The following is a 17,196-nucleotide window of genomic DNA, read 5'->3' as shown; positions in this document are numbered from 1 at the left end:
TCATGCCCGTTGAGTGCGACCTCAATGGATGGTGGCCACCCGGATGCGGCCTGGTCTCACAGGCTAACGACAACGCCCTCGGCGCGGTCACGTCACTGTTCGCAAACATCCTGCAGAACATGGCGTCGTGGCTGTGGGCCTTCATCACGGGTGCCTTCACTGTGTCGAACGTCGACGATTCCCAATGGGTGTCGATCGAAGGACTGACGAGCTGGTGGGTGGTTGTAATGCTGACTCCGCTCGCCGTCGTCATGATTCTGCAGCTGCTCTCCGGGCTCATTAGTCAGCAACCCAGACGTATTGGAAGAGCGATGATAGGCGGAGCCGTCGCGATCCCGTTGGTGGGTGCCGCCGTCTACCTCGTCCGGCAGTTGACGAGGGCAACAGATCTAGCGTCCGCCGCTCTGCTTCAGTCAATTGGCTCTGATCCCTACCTCGTCTTCATGCGGCTCTTCGGCTTTGAACGAGCGCCACAGGGAAGCGGCCGGGAATGGAATCTGGTCTCGCTGGCTCCCGGCAACACCGGCGGGCCGGCAGGCGCGGCGGTGGTAACCATGATGGCCGTTGTGGTCGTCTGGATACTCGCCTTCATTCTGATGTGCTCGATGATTTTCCGCTCCTTTGCCCTCGTTGTCCTCGCCGCCGTGGCTCCCGTGGCCCTCATGCTGCTGCCCTGGGACAAGACAAAATCATGGACTCGTCGCTGGTGTGAGGTCGTCACCGCGTTGGTTGTGGCCAAGCCCTTGGCTGCAACCGTCTTAGCCGTGGCCGTAAAGCTCTTTGCCGATTCCAAGTCGTTCGCGGGCTTGGCAGCCGGGACCGTAGGCATGGCCCTGGCGTGTGGGGCACCCATGATTGCCCTGCGTTTGGTGAGCTTCGCCGGAGGGGAACTGGCTGCAGCTGCCCAAACGGCGGGCGGTGGCCACGTCCTGGCCCGGAGCACCAGCGTTGCCGCACGGCAGATCAGCCGGCAGGCAGGGGGCCGATTGACGCTCGCCAGCCTGGTGAGCCGCTCCGCCATGACACGGCCTATCAGTTCAAGTCGTAACGTCTTTCCGACACAGGTGTCAGCTCCTCCTGTGCCCGCCGGGTTGACCTCACCGGACCGTGATGGAAGACAGAGAGCCTTAAAAACAGGATCCTCAACCGGATCACCGGAAGCGCCACAGTCCGCCGAACCGACAGGGTTCGTGAGCGTTAGTCCGCGAAGCCAGGGCAGCAACGCTCCAGCACCGGTCCGGCAGAGCGCACCTGCAGAACCGGGACCGCGAGCGCAGCCTTCCGCTAACACCTCCGGGCCGTCGAGCCCGCAACCTCCGAAACCCCAGCCACCAAGAATTGACCCTCCGAAGGGAGGCACCCCTCATGTCTGAAGACGGGCGCGGGTTGGAAGCCGTCAAATTCCCAAGGTACGAGCGCCGAGGCTTTTTCCTCGGGCTCAAGTGGTACCAGTTGCTCATTGTGGCCGGGGGAGTTGCCGTCGCCATCGTTGCCTCCGCAAGCCACGGTCCGGTCGGATTATTCACCACTGGGCCTATGTGGCTCGCGCTGATATTGCTCGGAATACTGCAGTACTCCCGTGTCCCATATCCAGTCTGGGCACAACAGATCGCCATGTTCTTCTGCCGCGCAGCTTTGGGTCAGACGAGGTTCCTCGCAAAGCCGGAAGCTCCACGCCTCGCCGGCCGACTTGCCCTCCCCGGTGGCTTGGGCAACCTGGAGATTCGAACGACCGCCCGTGGGGATTGTTTCCTGGTCGATGGACACGGCAAGGAGGCAATCGCGGTTCTGCGGTGCAGCACGCGTTCGTTCGCTCTCCTGGATGCTGACGATAAAGCGTGGGCAGTCCAGGCTTGGTCACGCGTTCAGGCTGGCATGGCCCAACGGCAAAGCGTTGCCCGCATCGCCATACAGGACTACACGGTGCCCTACCCGTCATCGGCACTCTGGGATTTTTACAGGGAGAACGCCCTGCCGGCTCGAGACGACCAGGAAGACGCTGGATGGGGCCAGCGTGCGTACGAGGACTTACTGGGGGCCGCCGGCGCAGCTATGAGCCATGAGCTGGTCGTGGCGGTTGTCCTGGACACGAGCAGGGCGCGACGGCGGATCAGGGAGTCGGGCGGGGGCGTCACCGGCCTTGAACACGTCCTGCGGCTCGAAGTCGAGGCCATACGAACGTCGCTGGGTACCCACAACGTCAAGGTCGAGGAATGGTTCGGCGAGCCGGGGCTGCTTGCCATGATTCGCGGCGCTTTCGATCCCGCCCTTTTGCCTCCAGGTAAATTGCAGGCGGCGGCAGTGCCGCCGTCGAGCGCACCATCAGCAGAGTCTACGGGTGACCTCGTGAGGCAGGGACCAATGGGCGTAGAGGAGCACTGGACGTACCTGCAGACGGATTCCGGCTTTCATCAGACGTTCTGGATCGCTGAATGGCCGCGGCAGAAAGTCTTTCCGGGCTTTCTTCACCCCCTGATCTATGTCGGTGAATTCCGCCACACCTTCACCGAGGTTATTCGGGCGGTACCTACCGCTGAGGCTCTGCGCGACATCCGTTCAGCCCAGGAAGCGCATGAGACCCGTCGACGCATTAACGCCCGCTTCGACAGGCCGCTCACCCGTGAGCAAAGGGCCGAGGAGGAAGAAGTGACACAGCGGGAGGAAGAGATTGTCGCCGGCCACGGTGACGTCCGGCAGGCCGCTTACATGACGGTGACGGCGACTTCACTGGAGGATTTGGCGCGGCACCGCCAGGAGCTTGAGTCTGCGGCAGCAGGAGCATTCGTTGAGCTGCGGCTTCTCTATGGACAGCAATGGGCGGCTTTTGTTGCGAGCGGCCTGCCACTGGGAAGGGGACTGCGATGAACAAGACCAATGGCAGTTTCGAGTACGTTCTGTCGGGCAAGAACCGGGACGAGCGGAAAGCACGACGGCGGCCGGCATCGCGGGCGTCCGGGTGGCGGATTGCTCCGTCAGAGCCTGAACAGCCAGGACTTCAGAAGTTTGGCTTCACGGGTGACTGGGGGAGCAAAGAGCCGAACTCGCTCCGTGGCCCACACCGGTTACGTCCAGCGCCGCACCGCGCTTCAACCATGACCTTCGCGGCCGCTTACCCGTTTCTTACCGAATCGGGGCTGGGGCACGAAGGCACCTACATCGGAACCGACGTCTTCGGGTCGGGAGCATTCTCCTACGATCCCTGGATCCTTTACGACAAAGGAATCATCAGCGGACCATCCATCGTCGTGATCGGAACGGTCGGCACGGGCAAATCGATGTGCGGGAAGTCGCTCGTTGCGCGGTCCATAACACTGGGACGGAAAGCCGCCGTCGCGTCCGATCCCAAAGGTGAGTGGGTTGCCGTCGCCAAAGCTGTTGGCGGAAAAGTCATCTCCGTTGGACCCGGCCGTCCCGCACGAGTGAACCCGCTTGATGCGGGGCCGCGGTCGAGCGCCCTCACTGAAGCACAGTGGCAGGCTGTCGTCCGGCAGCGGCGTCGCTATCTCCTGGTGGCACTGGTCTCCCTCATGCGTCAAGGCCTGCCGCTCCGCCCCGTCGAGCACACGGCCTTGGATATCGCCCTCATGGAAACCATGGCGGAAAACTCTAACCCCACGCTGCCCATGGTGCTTGACCATCTGCTGCGACCGTCCAAGGAGATGGTGGCCCTCGTCGGGGTGGAGGGCGGAACCGCCGTCAGCCATTCCCTTCGGCGCACGGTGTCCGGTGATCTTGAGGGCATGTTCGATGCTCCGTCCACCGTAGCCTTCGACGCGGACGCCCCAATGATGGTCATGGATACCTCCGCCCTCATCGGAGCGTCAGAGCAGGCCCTTTCGCTAGCCGCTGCTTGTGGCGCCACCTGGCTGGAGGCGGCAATCACCAATCCGGACGGCGGCAAGCGCCTCGTCGTGTACGACGAAGGTTGGCGGATGCTCGCCGATCCCTACATGTTGGCGAAGATGAGCGAGCAGTGGCGCCTCGCCAGAACATATGGCATTGCCAACCTGCTGATCATGCACAAGGTCGCTGACCTCAACGAGATCGGTGACAGTACCAGCGGGCATCGGCAGAAAGCCCTGGGCCTCCTCACCGAAGCAGATACCAGGATCATTTACCGCCAGAAGCACGATGCCATGCGACTTACAAAGGAAGCCTTGGGCCTTACGGAAGCTGAGTGCGAGCACGTTGAGAACCTTCCGAAGGGCGTAGGTCTCTGGAAAGTCGGGAACCGCTCCTTCATCGTTGCCAACCGGGTGACAACGGACGAGCTGGCCGTTTTTGGGACAGACGAAAGGATGCTGTGAGACCGCCAGCGGGTTCCCGGGCTGCCAGCGACAATCCGCTCGTCACCGCTGCCCTCGTCGGAGCGGCAGCTTACGTATGTCTCTGCTCGCTGGTTCAGGCCGCGGCGCAGCTCGCGACCTCTTGGCACTGCGGCGCCTTGCCGCCGTCGCCCTTCAACCCGGGTGCCGTCGTCGGACTTTTGGCCAACCGGATGGACTTGATAGTCATCCGCCGTGGTGACTGCGCAATCGGCACGGACAGCGTCTGGTGGATCCTGGCTCCGGCCCTGCTGCTGGTCGGAGCGCTCGCCATGGCTGCGCTGGTTGCGTGGAGGCGGTGGAAGCAGTCGGGGGCGTGGCTCCGGCAGGACATCCTGAACCGCGAGGGAGTTGCCCGTCGCGCCGAAATCATCCACGACTTTGGGGCGAGGGCGGTTCAGAAGCGGGGGAAGTTCACGCGCCCGGGCCTGGTGAAGCCTTCGGTCCGGGACCTGTCCTGGACCCTGGGACGTTCCCGCGGCGTCACGGTCCACGTCTCCACTGAAGAATCGATGGTGATCCAAGGTGCTCCCCGGTCCGGCAAGGGCCTCTACGTGGTCATCAATGCGATCCTCGATGCGCCCGGTGCCGTCGTAACGACATCTACTCGGGCGGACAACCTTGTAGTGACCATGAAAGCAAGGGCTTCTGACGGGCGCCCGGTGACGGTGTTTGATCCCCAGGGTATGTCAGGTTTGCCGTCGTCGCTCCGCTGGTCACCGGTGCGGGGATGCGAGGACCCGGACGTTGCCACCCGGCGAGCGTTGGTCATTACCGCGGACACGGAGATGAAGGGCGAAAACGCTGCGTGGCAGAAGCGCTCGCTGATCGTCCTCCAATGCCTGCTCCATGCTGCTGCATTGTCCGGCGAGGGAGTGGCTGCATTTCGACGCTGGTCCTCCAGTCCCGTGCTGGCCCGGGAGGCGCTCGAGGTGCTGGGCCGTCCGGGCGCAGCCCTTGGCTGGCAATCAGACCTGATGGGAATCCTGGAAGACGACCCGCGGAATACCTCGAACTCCTGGATAGGTGTCTCGGCAGCGGTTGCCCCGCTGTCATCACCGAAGGTTTTGGCGGCATTGAACCCGCAGGACGAGTCAGAGGAGTTTGACCCGCAGGCGTTCATTCGGGATCGGGGAACGCTCTATTTGATCGGCACGCGGGCAGGCGCAGCTGCTGCCGGTCCATACCTTTCCGCGCTGATCGACGACATCGACAGCGCGGCACGCGAAATGGCCTTCGTTTCACCAGGCGGCCGGCTTGAGCCGCCCCTGTCTCTGATACTCGATGAGATCGCCAACCTGGCTCCCTGGCCGGGCCTGCCCGTGGCGCTGGCTGATGGCGGCGGCATCGGCATCTCCACCCTCGTCGTCCTTCAATCCCTCTCCCAGGCCCGTTCGGGCTGGTCCGTCGATGAAGCGTCCACAATCTGGGACTCCGCCATTATCAAGGTGGTTTTCGGAGGCGGATCTGACGAACACGACCTCCGATCGCTCGCCGGTCTGCTCGGCGAGCGCAGCCTGACGCTCACCACGCGTTCCTGGTCGTCACAGGGCCGGCAGGACGGTGAACAGCTTCGCGACCGTCCGGTGATCGCCTTGGACGAGATTCGACGCCTCCCTGCTGGCACGGCGCTCATGCTGGGTCGGCGCACGCGGCCCATTTTGTTGGATCTTTTGGAATGGCACAAGCGCAAGGACGCGGGGGAACTGCGCCGCCTGAAGGCTGAGATGGAGCGCCTGTTGGCCGAGGGGCACAAACAGCGTCAACAGAAGAGCGAAGGGACTCCTGATGCATAGCCGTGACAACGTCGATGAGTTTGATGTTCCCTCCTCAGGTTCCTTTGGGGACGACGAGATCACAGCACAACTTTTCAGGTCGGCATTTGCCGGGCCGGCTGGGCCCAAATCCGTGACCCGCCGCTGGCGGGAGATGACCAGAGAGCAATCAGAGGAGGCCTGGCGTGGCCTTTTTGCATGGGTGAGATGGCTTGTCGCCACATATCAACTGACGACGTCGGTCGTCCCGGACTGCTGGTGGCGTCACCCTGAGATCGTGGCCGAGTTGTACGCGCTGCACCGTGCGGAGCTGGCCTCCTACACGACGGACGACCCCGGCTTCGGACCGCTCGCCTTCCATGAAAGGCTCCCACACGCCGTCGAACGCCTGAGGACACACACCAGGACGGCCGGATGCGTCGGACTGCAGACGCACAAGGAACCTGCACCGCGCATCCTTGCAAACGACGACCCCGCCTTCCTCGACTGGTGCAAGGCGGCCCATCAACTGGTTCCCGAATTCTGAGTCATGTCGCTCCAATGACCTGACAACCATGAACCGGTGTCTGCGCAGCTTAGCTGCGGCCCAAGAAGCAGAAGGGTGGCTGTCGTGGCCGCTGCACCCGAAGTTCCGTCAAGCCCAACCACTGGCCTGAACTCCGCGTTGGAGACCCGGCGAATGGCGCCGGAGGAGCGCGTTGCTGCTTTGATGGACGGACTGCACTCGATTCTTGAAAAGGCTGTCGAGTCGCCATCGCATTGGCAGGTTCTCCTTGACGCTTCCGCGAGCCTGTGGCGCTACTCCGGCGGGAACGTTGCCCTGCTGATGATGCAGATGGCACAGCGCGGTACTGATGAGCCCACGCTCGTGGCCGGCTACAAGGAATGGGAGCGGCACGGGCGGACTGTTCTTCGCGGTGAGCATGCTTTGTGGGTGATTGCCCCAAGGACGGCCCGCGTTCGCCAGGTGCTCTTGCCTGACGGCACACGTCACCGCGTCCCTGTTGACGACAAGGCTCCCAAAGGCGCGGTTGACGAGGGGAAGAAGACGCTGATAATTGGCTGGCGGGGCCAGGCGGTCTTCGACGTCTCCCAGACCGAGGGTGCCCCGCTGCTGGTTCCTCGATCAGCTGGACTCACTCCAGTCGAAGTGCCGCGGCTGTGGGAGTCGCTGGCCGGCGTTGCGCGCGCTCATGGCTTCTCAGTGCATGTCACGGACTCGCAGTTCGGGCTCACAAGCGGCTTCACAGATTTTGCCAAGCACCGCGTTCAGGTAGGTGGCTGGTTGAACTCAGAGGAACGCGCAGCCGTGCTCGCGCATGAGCTGGGGCACGTTCTGCTTCACGGGCCAAACGACAATGTGGGCAAGTTGTATGGAAGCAGCGTGGACCACCGCGGGCTGGCCGAAGTCGAGGCGGAGTCAGTGGCCTACACGGTGCTTAAGGCGCACGGAATTGATAGAGGGCCTCAATCAGCAAGCTATCTGTCCGGCTGGGCTGATGCAGTTATCGAAGCGGAGCAGTCAGCAGCCGGAGCTACCCCCGGAAAGCCGCCGGCCTCGCGGGTGGATATTGCCAAGTCGGTGCTCGGCCGCGTCACGTCAGCAAGCAAGGAAATTCTCGAAGCGACCGATCCGCCAGGACTGGGTGGGAAGGTTCCGCCGGCAGAAGCCTCCGCGCAAGTTGAAGGCCAGGAGACATATGCGGGGCTGACTCCGGCAGAGGGACCGCCGCGGGGTCTCGAAATTTCTGGGCCATGAGGCCAGCCGATAGAGCGTGGGATGGGAAAGCCCCGTCCGCGAAGGAAGGACGCACGATATGAGCACCAAAATACCGATCAACATCGCCGGCAACCTCGTGGCAGATCCGGATCTGACCTACGGTGAGTCGGGGGTGGCCCACGCCAAACTGCGCGTTGCGGTGAACCAGCGCGTTCAGGGTCCAGATGGATCCTGGCATGATGGTGAGCCTGTTTTTCACAATGTCTCCGCGTTCCGGGCGCTCGCCGAGAATGCCTCCAATTCGCTGAAGAAGGGCGACCCCGTCACCGTTTCGGGCGAACTCGAATTCCGTTCCTTCGAAAAGGATGGGGAGCGGCGTGAGGCTCGTCGGATAGTCGCCGAGACCATTGGCCCGGACCTCCGCTTCGGTACCGCCGCATATCAGCGTTCTGCGCGTGCCGCTGGGCCGGGCGCTTCAGCAGAGGCTGGCCTGCAGGCGGCGCCGGAGTCTGCCTACAACATCGCAACCAAGGGGCCGGTATCCCCTTTCGGCGAGCCGGCGCGGAATGAGGTTAGTCTCTGACCCTGCGTCGTTGGGTGGGCCTACTGAGCTTGCCCGCTAGCGAGACATGGCAATGGCCTGGTCCTTCTGTGGAGGACCAGGCCATTGTCTTGCTGTCTCGCTGATGGACCGCGGTGCCTGCTACAGCCGCGAACTGCCCTTCCACTCGTCCGGTTCCACCCGCTTGATGCTGGAAGAGTGAGCCCAACCCATGTGGTACTTGTCGGCGGAGTCCAGCCACTCGATAAGACCATACTTGTGGGTCCAGCCAACAGCCTTGCCATAGATTCCGCCGACATACACTAACGGCCGGCCGTACTTCGGGAAATCCCGAATAGGCGCCGGATCATCAATCGGACGGCTCGACTCAGCGTCCATCCGGGCAATCATGCGCTCGAGGTCTTCGGGAGAGCCGGACTTGATCACGCAACAACTATAGAACATATGTTCGAATGAGGACTGCCCGGGGACCGGTCAGCGCGAGGAGCTTCACATATCAGGTGCATTCACTGCGGATGGCATTACGGCACTCATCGGGCGCCCCTGGGCAGGTGCACACGCCAAGCAATCGACCGCCTGAATGAAGTACGTGTCAGGCCATGGCGCGCCAGGGATAACTTGGGCAGCGTCCGGGGAGATGAGCAGGACTGATCCGGGCCAGATTGGTTCCGGCAGCGACTCCAGCCAGGCGCGCTGAGTGTGGTTGAAGCGGTTCCATCGGATTGTGACCCAGGAGCCCGTGGGTTGTACTGCGTCAACGCTGACCAGCGTTACCTCCGCTGTTGTGCGGCCGAGCGTTTTGGCATTCCTGAAGGATCTCCACTGTTCCGTCGCCTGTTCCAGCCAGGCCCGCCGTTGCCTGTTCCGTCGCCACCAATGCCATCCGGTGAGCAGTGCAGCCGCGAACAAGGTGGCCTCGGCCATTAACTTTGCAAAGAAGGGGACACCGGCGGAGGGCAGGAGAACCAGAGAAAGGGCAGCCGCGGATAGAACAGCCACGCTGGCCAGTACCAAGCCGGCTGTCGCAACTCTCGGTTTCACCGCTGGGTTCACGACCAATGTTTTGCCTCTACATCAGCTTAGATCTGCCAGCCGGAACTCGTAAGGACGACCTGCTGGGATCGATGCATATCAGATGGACTCATCTCTTGGTGAGGGCCAGCCTGGCGGTTTCCGGCGCTCTCGATTGCCTCCAGAATTCTTTCCCGTTGGTGCAGCTGTTCCCACTCGTAGTCCGCCGGGGGAGCTCCCAACGGCAGGTGAGAATCCGAAATTCCCCATCTGTCCCTAAACAGGGCAACTTCGCGAATCAGTCCGCGCAAGGATTCTGTCGCACCCACGGCCGCAGTCAGCTCGTCCTTCCAGGGAGCATCCTGCGTCAGGGCAGCCCAGGTGACACATTCCATCCTTTGCCGGATGCGTTCGCGGACCTGGGCGATCATGTCCGCCAAGCCGGGCCCCAGCACAGGGAACGATTCGCGCAACGGGTCTATCGCCGTCGTCGGTGTTCCTTTTGCGTAGCGACGAAGCCGTGCGCTGAGGAGGGCTATGGGGTCGTGCACTGAATGGCTGTCCTGCACAGTTTGCTCCATGACATGCTCAGCGCCGTGACGGCTGAGTGCTGATGCCTTACGCCAGACTGCAACTGCGGCCCCCCACGATGGCGACGCGCTTAGTTCCTGCACTGTGCGTGGGGCACGCTTTCCCAGACAGCGTCTGAGGTCCTCACCGGCAGCAATCTGGGCGAGGTAGTCGTACTCGGCATACAGTCGTTCAAGGCTGTCCGCCTTCGTCCGCTCTGCCTCGCGGACCTCGTGTGCAGTCCGCTCAGTCCCCTCTGCAGCCAGTACCTCGCCGAGGATGCTGCGCCAGGGCAGCTGCTGCGAAGGATCGACGGCCTGGTGGTCAGAGTCCTTGCCTTGGCTGACATATGCGTAGTTGCCGGACCGGCCGCGGGTCATGCTCACGTAGAGCAGCTCGCGGGTCAACCGACCCTGTGTGATCACCGTGTGCCCGGTATCGACAGTGAGGCCTTGGGATCGGTGGGCGGTAGTCGCATAGCCCAGCTCAACGGACGTCTCAAGATAGGTCCGGGGGAGTGCGACGCTTGCCCCAGTCTCCCGCCGCACTGCGAGAACCGAGCCATCGTGCTTGTTGACGGCTCTGACGTCAAACAACGTGCCGTTTCGGACGAATTCGCCTTCGCTATCGATGAGTCGGCGATTGTTTGCGCGGGCGATGATGGTGTCCCCGGAACCCGCCCGCAAGCCGTCGGTGAGGTGAGCGGCAAGCTCTGCATCCACAACTCCCTGGGCCACCAGGTCTGCTCGGGCGCGCTCGTTGAGCATGTTGACGGTCTCGTTGTCAGCGGCGATCAGGATGGACGACTTACCAGTGCGCCTGTCGGCCTGCCACGCAAGATACGCCTGGTCCAGCATGCTTAGGTAGCAGCCGTGCCGGATCCGCCGATGCTGCTCGTAGTCCTCGATCGCCGAGTAGTCTCCTGCCCGCAGTTTGAGGGACGATGCGCGTTCCCACGCCTCATGGAATCTCCAAATGGTGCTAAGGCGCGTCGTCATGCCTAGGCGATCCAGCCAGCCCAGGACCCCGCCAGCGTCGACTGCGTCCAACTGAGCTGGGTCTCCCACCAGCAGGATTTTCGCACCGGCTTCCTTTGCTTGTTGCACGAGTGCAGCAAGCTGAAAGGTGGACACCATGGAAGCTTCGTCAACGATGACGAGTTGATTCGGGTGGAAGCGCCATCGCTGGTGAGTCGCAGCGAGCCGGGCAGCTTCCTGAGCAAATGCAATGCTCGGGCGGTCGCTGTACTTGTACGAACTCAGGAGTTCCTGAATGTGGAAGAAGCGGTCAGCCCGTGTGGCAGCACCGTATCCCATCGACTCGTGCAGCCACTTGGTAACGTTCTCGGTGACCATGCGAAGTTCCTGGCCCAGCACCTCTGCGCTCGCCGCAGCCGGGGCCAGCCCTATGACACTGCCTGCCCCGTACTCTGCCTCCCAAACTGCCTTCACCGTGCCCAGCGTGGTGGTTTTTCCCGTTCCCGCCGGGCCGACGATGGCGTCCAGCCGGTTTCCGCTAAGGACGACGTCGGCAACGGCCGCGCGCTGATCGGCATATAGCCTCGGCACTTGCAGTTGGCGGGCGCCGTCCAGCGAGTCCATGATGACTGCTGGGCGGACAGTGGGTCCGCCGTCGTCCTTTCTTGCTGTCATGATGGCGTCCTCGCAAGCGAGCGTTGAGGTGTCTGTGTAGAGGCGTGACCCCTGGAAGTCGAAAACGCTCCGCTGGTTAAGCCGCAGGTCCGAGCCAGCGTTCGATGGAAGGCAATAGCGGTAGCCGTTTAGCGGCACTGATTGTTGTTCGGCAGTGGTGGCGACGGCATCGATTAGGGCGGAACGGTCAGATGAAGTGCTGCAGCGGATTTGGGCGCAGACTCTTTCCGCTTCTGCTAGCAGGTTCCAGCGGTTCCAGGTTGATCGTTTTGCGGCAACCCGTTCCCTGGCAATGGTCGCGACGGCGGAGGTCCAGTCAGGGGTGAAGTCCACAAAGGTAAAAGGGGCGACGCGGGAGCGCTTGATGGTACGGGCGAGGACGTCAGCTGGCTGAAAACCTTTGGCAATTGCTCGAGCCTGCCACTGTTCAGAGAGTTGGTGAAGCGGTGCGGGACTCTCGGGCTTGGGTGCACGTGTAGCAAGGGTTGCCTGCTGGCGGAGCCTGATGATGGTCGTGGTGGTTGGGGGATGGCCGTGTTCTGCGGTCCATGAAGTCACCAGCCGGTCAGTTTCCAAATCAATGAGGCGGGAGCGATTGGAAAATTCGCGGATGAGATTTTCATCGATTCCGGTGAGCTGTTGGCTAGGGTTGCGCATTGTGGTGAGAGGAGTGCGGATCTCGGGGTCGCACCCGAGATTCCGTTGGAGGGCGTCGAACAAGAGTCCGTTGTAGTGTTCGCTCGCCGCGACGGCTGCTTTGTAAAGAGCCCGGGAGTCAATAGTGACCCAGGCTCCGTCGGTGACGCGCTGCGTACGGTTGGCGATAACCAGATGCGTGTGGAGCTGCGGATCGCCGGTGCGTGACTCCCAGTGGTCGAAGGCGGCAGCAAGAGTACCCTGCGTGCCGATTTGGGCGACGCCATTACGGCCGGCCCTCGTGTGGATCACGTTCGTTTCCAGCCACGCAAGGGTCGCCTCGACCGCTTCGTGGTGCGTTCTCAGGATCCGCTGCTGCTTGCTGCGGGGGCTCAGAGCCCAGAGTACGGACACCGACTTTGGCACGCTGAACGTCAGGTCGAAGCCAACGACCGCGTTCCGTTGAGCTGATTGCCCGGTCTTGTTCTCGACAGCGGCAAGTTGGGCGTGTGGCCGGCCGAGGGGAGTGCCGGTTCGCGGATGTATCGCCAAGTCGAAAACCGCCTTTGCGTCGATTTCCGTGACGACGTCACCTGGCGTTTTGCTAATGCCGTTTAGCCCGCCGCCAATCCAACGGCCCTCGGGTGTGCGCGCCTTCATGTAGTACATGGTGGAGTCCGGGGGAGAAACGGAAACGTCATCCATCATGGTCGTCTTGAACAGGTAGCGCAGACCCGACTGGGCGGACAGACGTGCGATAGACATGGTCACAGTCGCGGTGCCCCTGCTTGCTGTTTGCTTGGATCCCAGCCCCGCCGTCGGAGGATGTCCAAGGTTCGCACGTCAAGAGCCACTCCCTTGGCGCGGGAGATTGAGACAAGCAATGCAGCCGTGTGGGCCAGATCCTGCACATTAGTCCGCTGAGCCCGTTTAAGGCGTGCGACCTCCGACTGGAGGAGGTGGATGCTCAGCCGCTGTTGCGAACTCTCGGCTTCGAGCCGGTCGATCTCTGCGGCTTGAGAGCGGAGCTTGGACTGAACCACTTGCCGTTGGCGCTCGCAGGATATCCTCTCGGACTCCAGACGACGCTTCGTGGCCTGCAACTGCGCTTTGAGGTGCGGCGAGCTCAAAGTTGTTGCCGGCACTGTGGAAGATCGGATGGTGTTCCGGTGACGACGACTCCGGTGTCTGTTTGCGCAACGGATGGAGCAGAACCGTTGGCTCCTTCTCGTCGGTTCGAAACCGGCATGGCACTCTTCGCACTTCTTCTGGTTCACGTTGATTCATCAGCAAGTCTCGGCGGGGCGACATGACTGGCCGTGATGGCACCTGACGCTGACGCCTTGGATGCCAGAGGTGTGAAGACTGGACCTTATCGAGCTAGGCGGGTTGCCGAGCGGCTCTCGAGTAAGAGTTCGGCGCGTTCGACTACCCATAGGTGGTGTGCGTTGAGGCGCTCGCGGGCTTGAGGGCTGGCCATTTCGCAATCTCGAATTTCAACGAGGCGCCTGTGGAGCTGGGTTTCAGCATGTCGGCTGAAGAGTACAAGCAAGGCTGCGCGGCGGTCCTGCAGGATCAGCTCACGCTGACAGTTCGTCACATCGTTCCAGACTGGACTGATCTTCATGAGAAGCAGCCTTGCTTGCAGGGCGAAGATCCCCTGCCTAAGGCGCCCTGCCAGACGGGGGAGTAGTAGTCCGAGGCTGACGAGGAGCACAGCAGCCGTCTCTCCAATCCAGTAAAAGCTTGTCAGGGCGGCAGCTGTTTGACTGTCGGCGCCTTCAGCTGCAATGACAGCTCCGTAGATCAGCCGGTCCAGTAGGACGAGGGCGAACAGGACGCATCCCCCTGCGATAAGAGTGAATGCCGACCGGAAGGCCGGTGCATGCATGTGCGGGACGTTGCTGCGGCAGACTCGGGCTATGTCGAGGCAGACCCACATGATGAAAGCGGAGCCTGTCCAGAGGAAGATTGCCATCCCGGGCTGGTCGGCGTAGGTCAGGGGCAGATTGGGATCAGTGTCATCGACGCGGCTGGTGAGAAACCCGGCCGTCACTGTGCTGCACACGGCGGCAGCAGCGAACCTGCCCAAGGCGAGCTGCCGCCGTCGTACTTCTGTATCTGTAACCGCTGCGAGAAGAATCGCCGTGCGAAACTGCCAGAACCCCAGTAGCAGGGACAGGAGGGTAACCAGCCCGACGCGGTTGTGTCCGCCTAGCAGTGGATCGACGGTGTAGTAGACCGCCGGAACATAAAGGGTGCAGGCGATTGCGGCGAGGATAGTGGCGCGGAAGACGCTTCCCCGGTGTGCATCGAGCGCTGTTGGAAGCCTAAGGATGGTCAGGACCCAGAGTGCGGCGGCAGGGACCGCTTCCATCAGCCGAATACTTGGCGAAATGCCAAGGGCTCGGGCATGGCATCGACGTCGCCGTTGATGATCCGAGTTGCAAGCTGGTCCGCCAAGGCTTCAGCCATAAGTTCTGCGCCATCGGTGTAGCTGCTGCGTCCGAGCACGCGGAGTACGTCCTCGCTCAGGTCAGGCAAGAAGGTCGCGGCGAGGTCCGCATTACTGTCCTGGAGATCATGACAGAGAATCATGTGGCTGAACTCGTGAAGGACGATCTGCTGCCGGTGCCAGGCCGACTTCACGGGGGCATGCAGGACGATGTCCCGGTCTGCGCAAATGAGCCAGACGCCGCAAAGTTCCGATCCGGACAAGCCGGGCAGTTCGTCGACAATGATGGGACGATTTCTTTGCAGTTCCAGTTTGTCTTTGATGAGCTGGAGCGTTGGCGCGTCGGGCAAGCCGAAAGCTTGCTCCGCCTTGCGGGCTACTTTTCGAGCTTCACGATAGTTCATTGCTTCGTAAGGTTGACGGGGCGGGAATATTGACGGGGCCGATTTGGTCGAGGGAGTAGCCGCCCGGGTACAAAGATGAGCCCGCCTTTCCCGGAGTGAAATGAGGCTTTCGCTTTAGAGGCCGTCTGCGATGGAGGGCGTTGTGGACGGCCAGCAGGGTTGCCAAGGAGCCCCGCGATGTTCGGCTGCTGTTGGGGAGCCCAAGGGCGTCCACAAGGCGGGCATCAGCCAGCATCGCACTGATCAGCCGGGCTGCAAACGGTCGTAGGGGAAGCGGCAGACGGCTCTGGAAGACCTGAACGGTGGCGTCCATCAACTTTTGGCCTTCAGACGATGGAGAGACATGCGTTGCCTCGTATTGGTCGAAGAATCGCTCCGCTTCGGCGTAGGTCCCAGGCATTCCGTGTATGTTCATCCGGGACCCCAGCTCAGCGAAGAAGCGGGATGCAGCTGCCAGCTCGGCTCCTGTGGGCTGGCGCCACGAATGGTTCTGGGCCCACCGGATCGGGACGACTAACAGGGTCAGGAGGACGTAGAGGTAATCGTCTGGGCCGCCGGGTACGTTGCGGTGAACGCGATTTAGTAGGGCGACCATCTGCTGTCCCCGGTCGCTATCGAGGCCGCTTGCTATTAGCTCGTAGATGACGATGGCAGTGTCATAGGAGCGCTTCATGGGACGCTCCTGGATTTCGCCGTTCCTGCAGAGAGTTGCCGCGATGCTTGGGATAGCAAAATTCCGGTAGTACGAGAGGAAGAAGCCAAGCTCCATATCTGTCGCCAGGTCGTAAAGGACCATGGTGCGGAAGGTAGCTTCCCAATCATTCGGGGAGGGGGCCTCCTGGCGGCGGAGGCTCTCCGCGAGGGTGGGATGAAGGTTCACCGTGGCCCCCCGTTCTTAGTGGCTGCTTTTGCACGGTCGAACTGTGGGCTGCTAAAGCTCCCCAGCTCGGCTAACTTGCTTACATCGTAGAACTGTTGCCGCGGCCTGACTAGGCGAATGTAGACGGGTCTACGCAGGTTTTCTTATCCTTTTGTTGGGCAGTGCTTGCTCTAAGCCCTTTTCCCCCTGCCGCATCATCAGGGCGTGTGCTGCCTTGAAAGCTGGAGCGGCAATCGGTGTCAGCACATTCATCCACCGCTGTGTAGGCCGCACGCGCCACTCAATGTCCATACGGGTCGTCTTGCCCTGTTCTTGCGGGACAAGGGTTACTCTGCCCGTGCCCTGCAGATGGCCGCCGGCATCGAACTTTATCTCACCCGGTGCGAGGACCTTTGTGGGGTGGATCGTGATGGTGAGCGTGTAGCCGAGGAACGCCTTGAAGTTGAGATGGGCTGTGGTGGCTTTCAGGATCTCATCCTGACCAGCGCTTGCCGCTTCGGTTCGCTCCAACGGCGCAGCGAAAGTGCAGTGCGGCCACCACTGAGGCCAACTCATATCGGTGTCTGCGATGACGGCCCACACCTCTTCGGGCGAGGCGGGGAGTAGCCATGTGGAGCTGAGGTCGAAGAGGCGCGGCTTCATATAGTTATCTTGGCACCAACTCTCAAGCAGGTAAGCAGGGAACCCATTGCCGATGCGTCCACTGTCGCTGAAACAAACCCTCGACTCCGACGTCATCATCTCCGGCCAGTGCTCCTGCAGGCCCGGATAGCTGTCAGGTTTGAGTTTTAGACGCGGCGGTAGAAATAAATGGGGCCCGGGGCTGTCAATGGCTAGAGCGGGAGCAACCACCGCCGTTGAACCAAGAGAATCTGCGGGCGTCATTGTCCTAAGCCCGCGGGCGGCCGACCCTCCGCCGCCCCCGTAGGCTCAGCCTCGGTCCACGATACGAGACGGCGGTGAACGGGCCGGAACGTCAAGATGCTTATCCTGTTGGGGGTCGAGGATCCAATTCTCGTGTTGTCTGGTGGCTTGGCCATCGAGCCCATGCTCAACCTCATCAGCACTGGAGACTCATTGAAGCAGGGCTGTGCCTGGCCGTAGCGGTCATTAAGGCGTCTGGGGCCTTGGTCCAAAAGGCGGCGCTGAAGAGCCTGCCTGATAGGGGTTAGTCCATCGGCTACGTCGCCGCACGTGGCTTACCAA

Annotated in this window: 13 protein-coding genes; 7 read left to right on the top strand and 6 right to left on the bottom strand. The window is 62.0% G+C overall.

Annotation, left to right across the window (positions count from 1 at the left end):
• Nucleotides 1-2: 2 nt before the first annotated feature.
• The 7 genes from J7I84_RS18955 to J7I84_RS18925 all read left to right on the top strand — a co-directional run bounded on the left by J7I84_RS18955 (nucleotide 3) and on the right by J7I84_RS18925 (nucleotide 8,403).
• Nucleotides 3-1,373 carry a type IV secretion system protein gene (locus J7I84_RS18955; RefSeq protein WP_214946076.1) on the top strand — a complete coding sequence of 457 codons (1,371 nt, stop codon included), beginning with the start codon at nucleotides 3-5 and terminating at the stop codon, nucleotides 1,371-1,373.
• On the top strand, nucleotides 1,366-2,865 hold the full coding sequence (locus J7I84_RS18950; protein ID WP_214946075.1) for an SCO6880 family protein: 1,500 nt from the start codon (nucleotides 1,366-1,368) through the stop codon (nucleotides 2,863-2,865). The genes J7I84_RS18955 and J7I84_RS18950 overlap by 8 nt, the downstream gene beginning before the upstream one ends.
• 227 nt (nucleotides 2,866-3,092) lie before the next feature.
• Entirely contained in the window at nucleotides 3,093-4,307 is a 1,215-nt protein-coding gene (locus tag J7I84_RS18945; RefSeq protein WP_214946074.1) for an ATP-binding protein, read from the top strand.
• The gene (locus tag J7I84_RS18940) at nucleotides 4,304-6,121 is read left to right on the top strand and encodes a type IV secretory system conjugative DNA transfer family protein (RefSeq protein ID WP_214946073.1); all 1,818 of its coding nucleotides are present in this window, start codon (nucleotides 4,304-4,306) and stop codon (nucleotides 6,119-6,121) included. The genes J7I84_RS18945 and J7I84_RS18940 overlap by 4 nt, the downstream gene beginning before the upstream one ends.
• Nucleotides 6,122-6,377: 256 nt before the next feature.
• Nucleotides 6,378-6,626: a hypothetical protein gene (locus J7I84_RS18935; protein ID WP_214946072.1), complete on the top strand. Its 249-nt coding sequence runs from the start codon at nucleotides 6,378-6,380 to the stop codon at nucleotides 6,624-6,626.
• Nucleotides 6,627-6,710: 84 nt separating this feature from the next.
• On the top strand, nucleotides 6,711-7,859 hold the full coding sequence (locus tag J7I84_RS18930; protein WP_214946071.1) for an ArdC-like ssDNA-binding domain-containing protein: 1,149 nt from the start codon (nucleotides 6,711-6,713) through the stop codon (nucleotides 7,857-7,859).
• A gap of 58 nt (nucleotides 7,860-7,917) precedes the next feature.
• A complete protein-coding gene (locus tag J7I84_RS18925) occupies nucleotides 7,918-8,403 on the top strand; it encodes a single-stranded DNA-binding protein (RefSeq protein WP_214946070.1) in 486 nt (161 codons plus the stop codon).
• Nucleotides 8,404-8,523: 120 nt separating this feature from the next.
• On the opposite strand, the gene J7I84_RS18920 is transcribed toward J7I84_RS18925, so the two are convergent.
• From J7I84_RS18920 to J7I84_RS18895, 6 genes are all read right to left on the bottom strand, one after another.
• Nucleotides 8,524-8,808 (bottom strand): hypothetical protein, encoded by a 285-nt coding sequence (locus tag J7I84_RS18920; RefSeq protein ID WP_214946069.1) that lies wholly within the window; start codon nucleotides 8,806-8,808, stop codon nucleotides 8,524-8,526.
• Between the two features lie 653 nt (nucleotides 8,809-9,461).
• Nucleotides 9,462-13,016 carry a MobF family relaxase gene (mobF, locus tag J7I84_RS18915; RefSeq protein ID WP_214946068.1) on the bottom strand — a complete coding sequence of 1,185 codons (3,555 nt, stop codon included), beginning with the start codon at nucleotides 13,014-13,016 and terminating at the stop codon, nucleotides 9,462-9,464.
• Nucleotides 13,017-13,623: 607 nt separating this feature from the next.
• Nucleotides 13,624-14,628, bottom strand: coding sequence for a hypothetical protein (locus tag J7I84_RS18910; protein WP_214946067.1), 1,005 nt, complete (start codon nucleotides 14,626-14,628; stop codon nucleotides 13,624-13,626).
• The gene (locus J7I84_RS18905) at nucleotides 14,628-15,110 is read right to left on the bottom strand and encodes a hypothetical protein (RefSeq protein WP_214946066.1); all 483 of its coding nucleotides are present in this window, start codon (nucleotides 15,108-15,110) and stop codon (nucleotides 14,628-14,630) included. Before J7I84_RS18905 ends, J7I84_RS18910 begins: the two co-directional genes overlap by 1 nt.
• Complete coding sequence (locus tag J7I84_RS18900; protein WP_214946065.1) at nucleotides 15,097-15,906, bottom strand: oxygenase MpaB family protein; 810 nt, start codon at nucleotides 15,904-15,906, stop codon at nucleotides 15,097-15,099. The genes J7I84_RS18905 and J7I84_RS18900 overlap by 14 nt, the downstream gene beginning before the upstream one ends.
• Nucleotides 15,907-16,119: 213 nt before the next feature.
• The gene (locus tag J7I84_RS18895) at nucleotides 16,120-16,875 is read right to left on the bottom strand and encodes an SRPBCC family protein (protein WP_214946064.1); all 756 of its coding nucleotides are present in this window, start codon (nucleotides 16,873-16,875) and stop codon (nucleotides 16,120-16,122) included.
• Between the last annotated feature and the right edge of the window lie 321 nt (nucleotides 16,876-17,196).

This window comes from Arthrobacter sp. ISL-85, from assembly GCF_018613675.1.
In the GTDB taxonomy this organism is placed as follows: Bacteria; Actinomycetota; Actinomycetes; order Actinomycetales; family Micrococcaceae; genus Arthrobacter.
This window is presented reverse-complemented; position numbering and strand designations above follow the sequence as displayed.

What these genes read in the sequence shown, in the direction of transcription:
- J7I84_RS18955 (WP_214946076.1), top strand. Translation starts at nt 3, where the DNA reads ATGCCCGTTGAGTGCGACCTCAATGGATGGTGGCCACCCGGATGCGGC.
- J7I84_RS18950 (WP_214946075.1), top strand. Translation starts at nt 1,366, where the DNA reads ATGTCTGAAGACGGGCGCGGGTTGGAAGCCGTCAAATTCCCAAGGTAC.
- J7I84_RS18945 (WP_214946074.1), top strand. Translation starts at nt 3,093, where the DNA reads ATGACCTTCGCGGCCGCTTACCCGTTTCTTACCGAATCGGGGCTGGGG.
- J7I84_RS18925 (WP_214946070.1), top strand. Translation starts at nt 7,918, where the DNA reads ATGAGCACCAAAATACCGATCAACATCGCCGGCAACCTCGTGGCAGAT.
- mobF (WP_214946068.1), bottom strand. Translation starts at nt 13,016, where the DNA reads ATGTCTATCGCACGTCTGTCCGCCCAGTCGGGTCTGCGCTACCTGTTC.
- J7I84_RS18910 (WP_214946067.1), bottom strand. Translation starts at nt 14,628, where the DNA reads ATGGAAGCGGTCCCTGCCGCCGCACTCTGGGTCCTGACCATCCTTAGG.
- J7I84_RS18905 (WP_214946066.1), bottom strand. Translation starts at nt 15,110, where the DNA reads ATGAACTATCGTGAAGCTCGAAAAGTAGCCCGCAAGGCGGAGCAAGCT.
- J7I84_RS18900 (WP_214946065.1), bottom strand. Translation starts at nt 15,906, where the DNA reads ATGGTCCTTTACGACCTGGCGACAGATATGGAGCTTGGCTTCTTCCTC.
- J7I84_RS18895 (WP_214946064.1), bottom strand. Translation starts at nt 16,875, where the DNA reads ATGACGCCCGCAGATTCTCTTGGTTCAACGGCGGTGGTTGCTCCCGCT.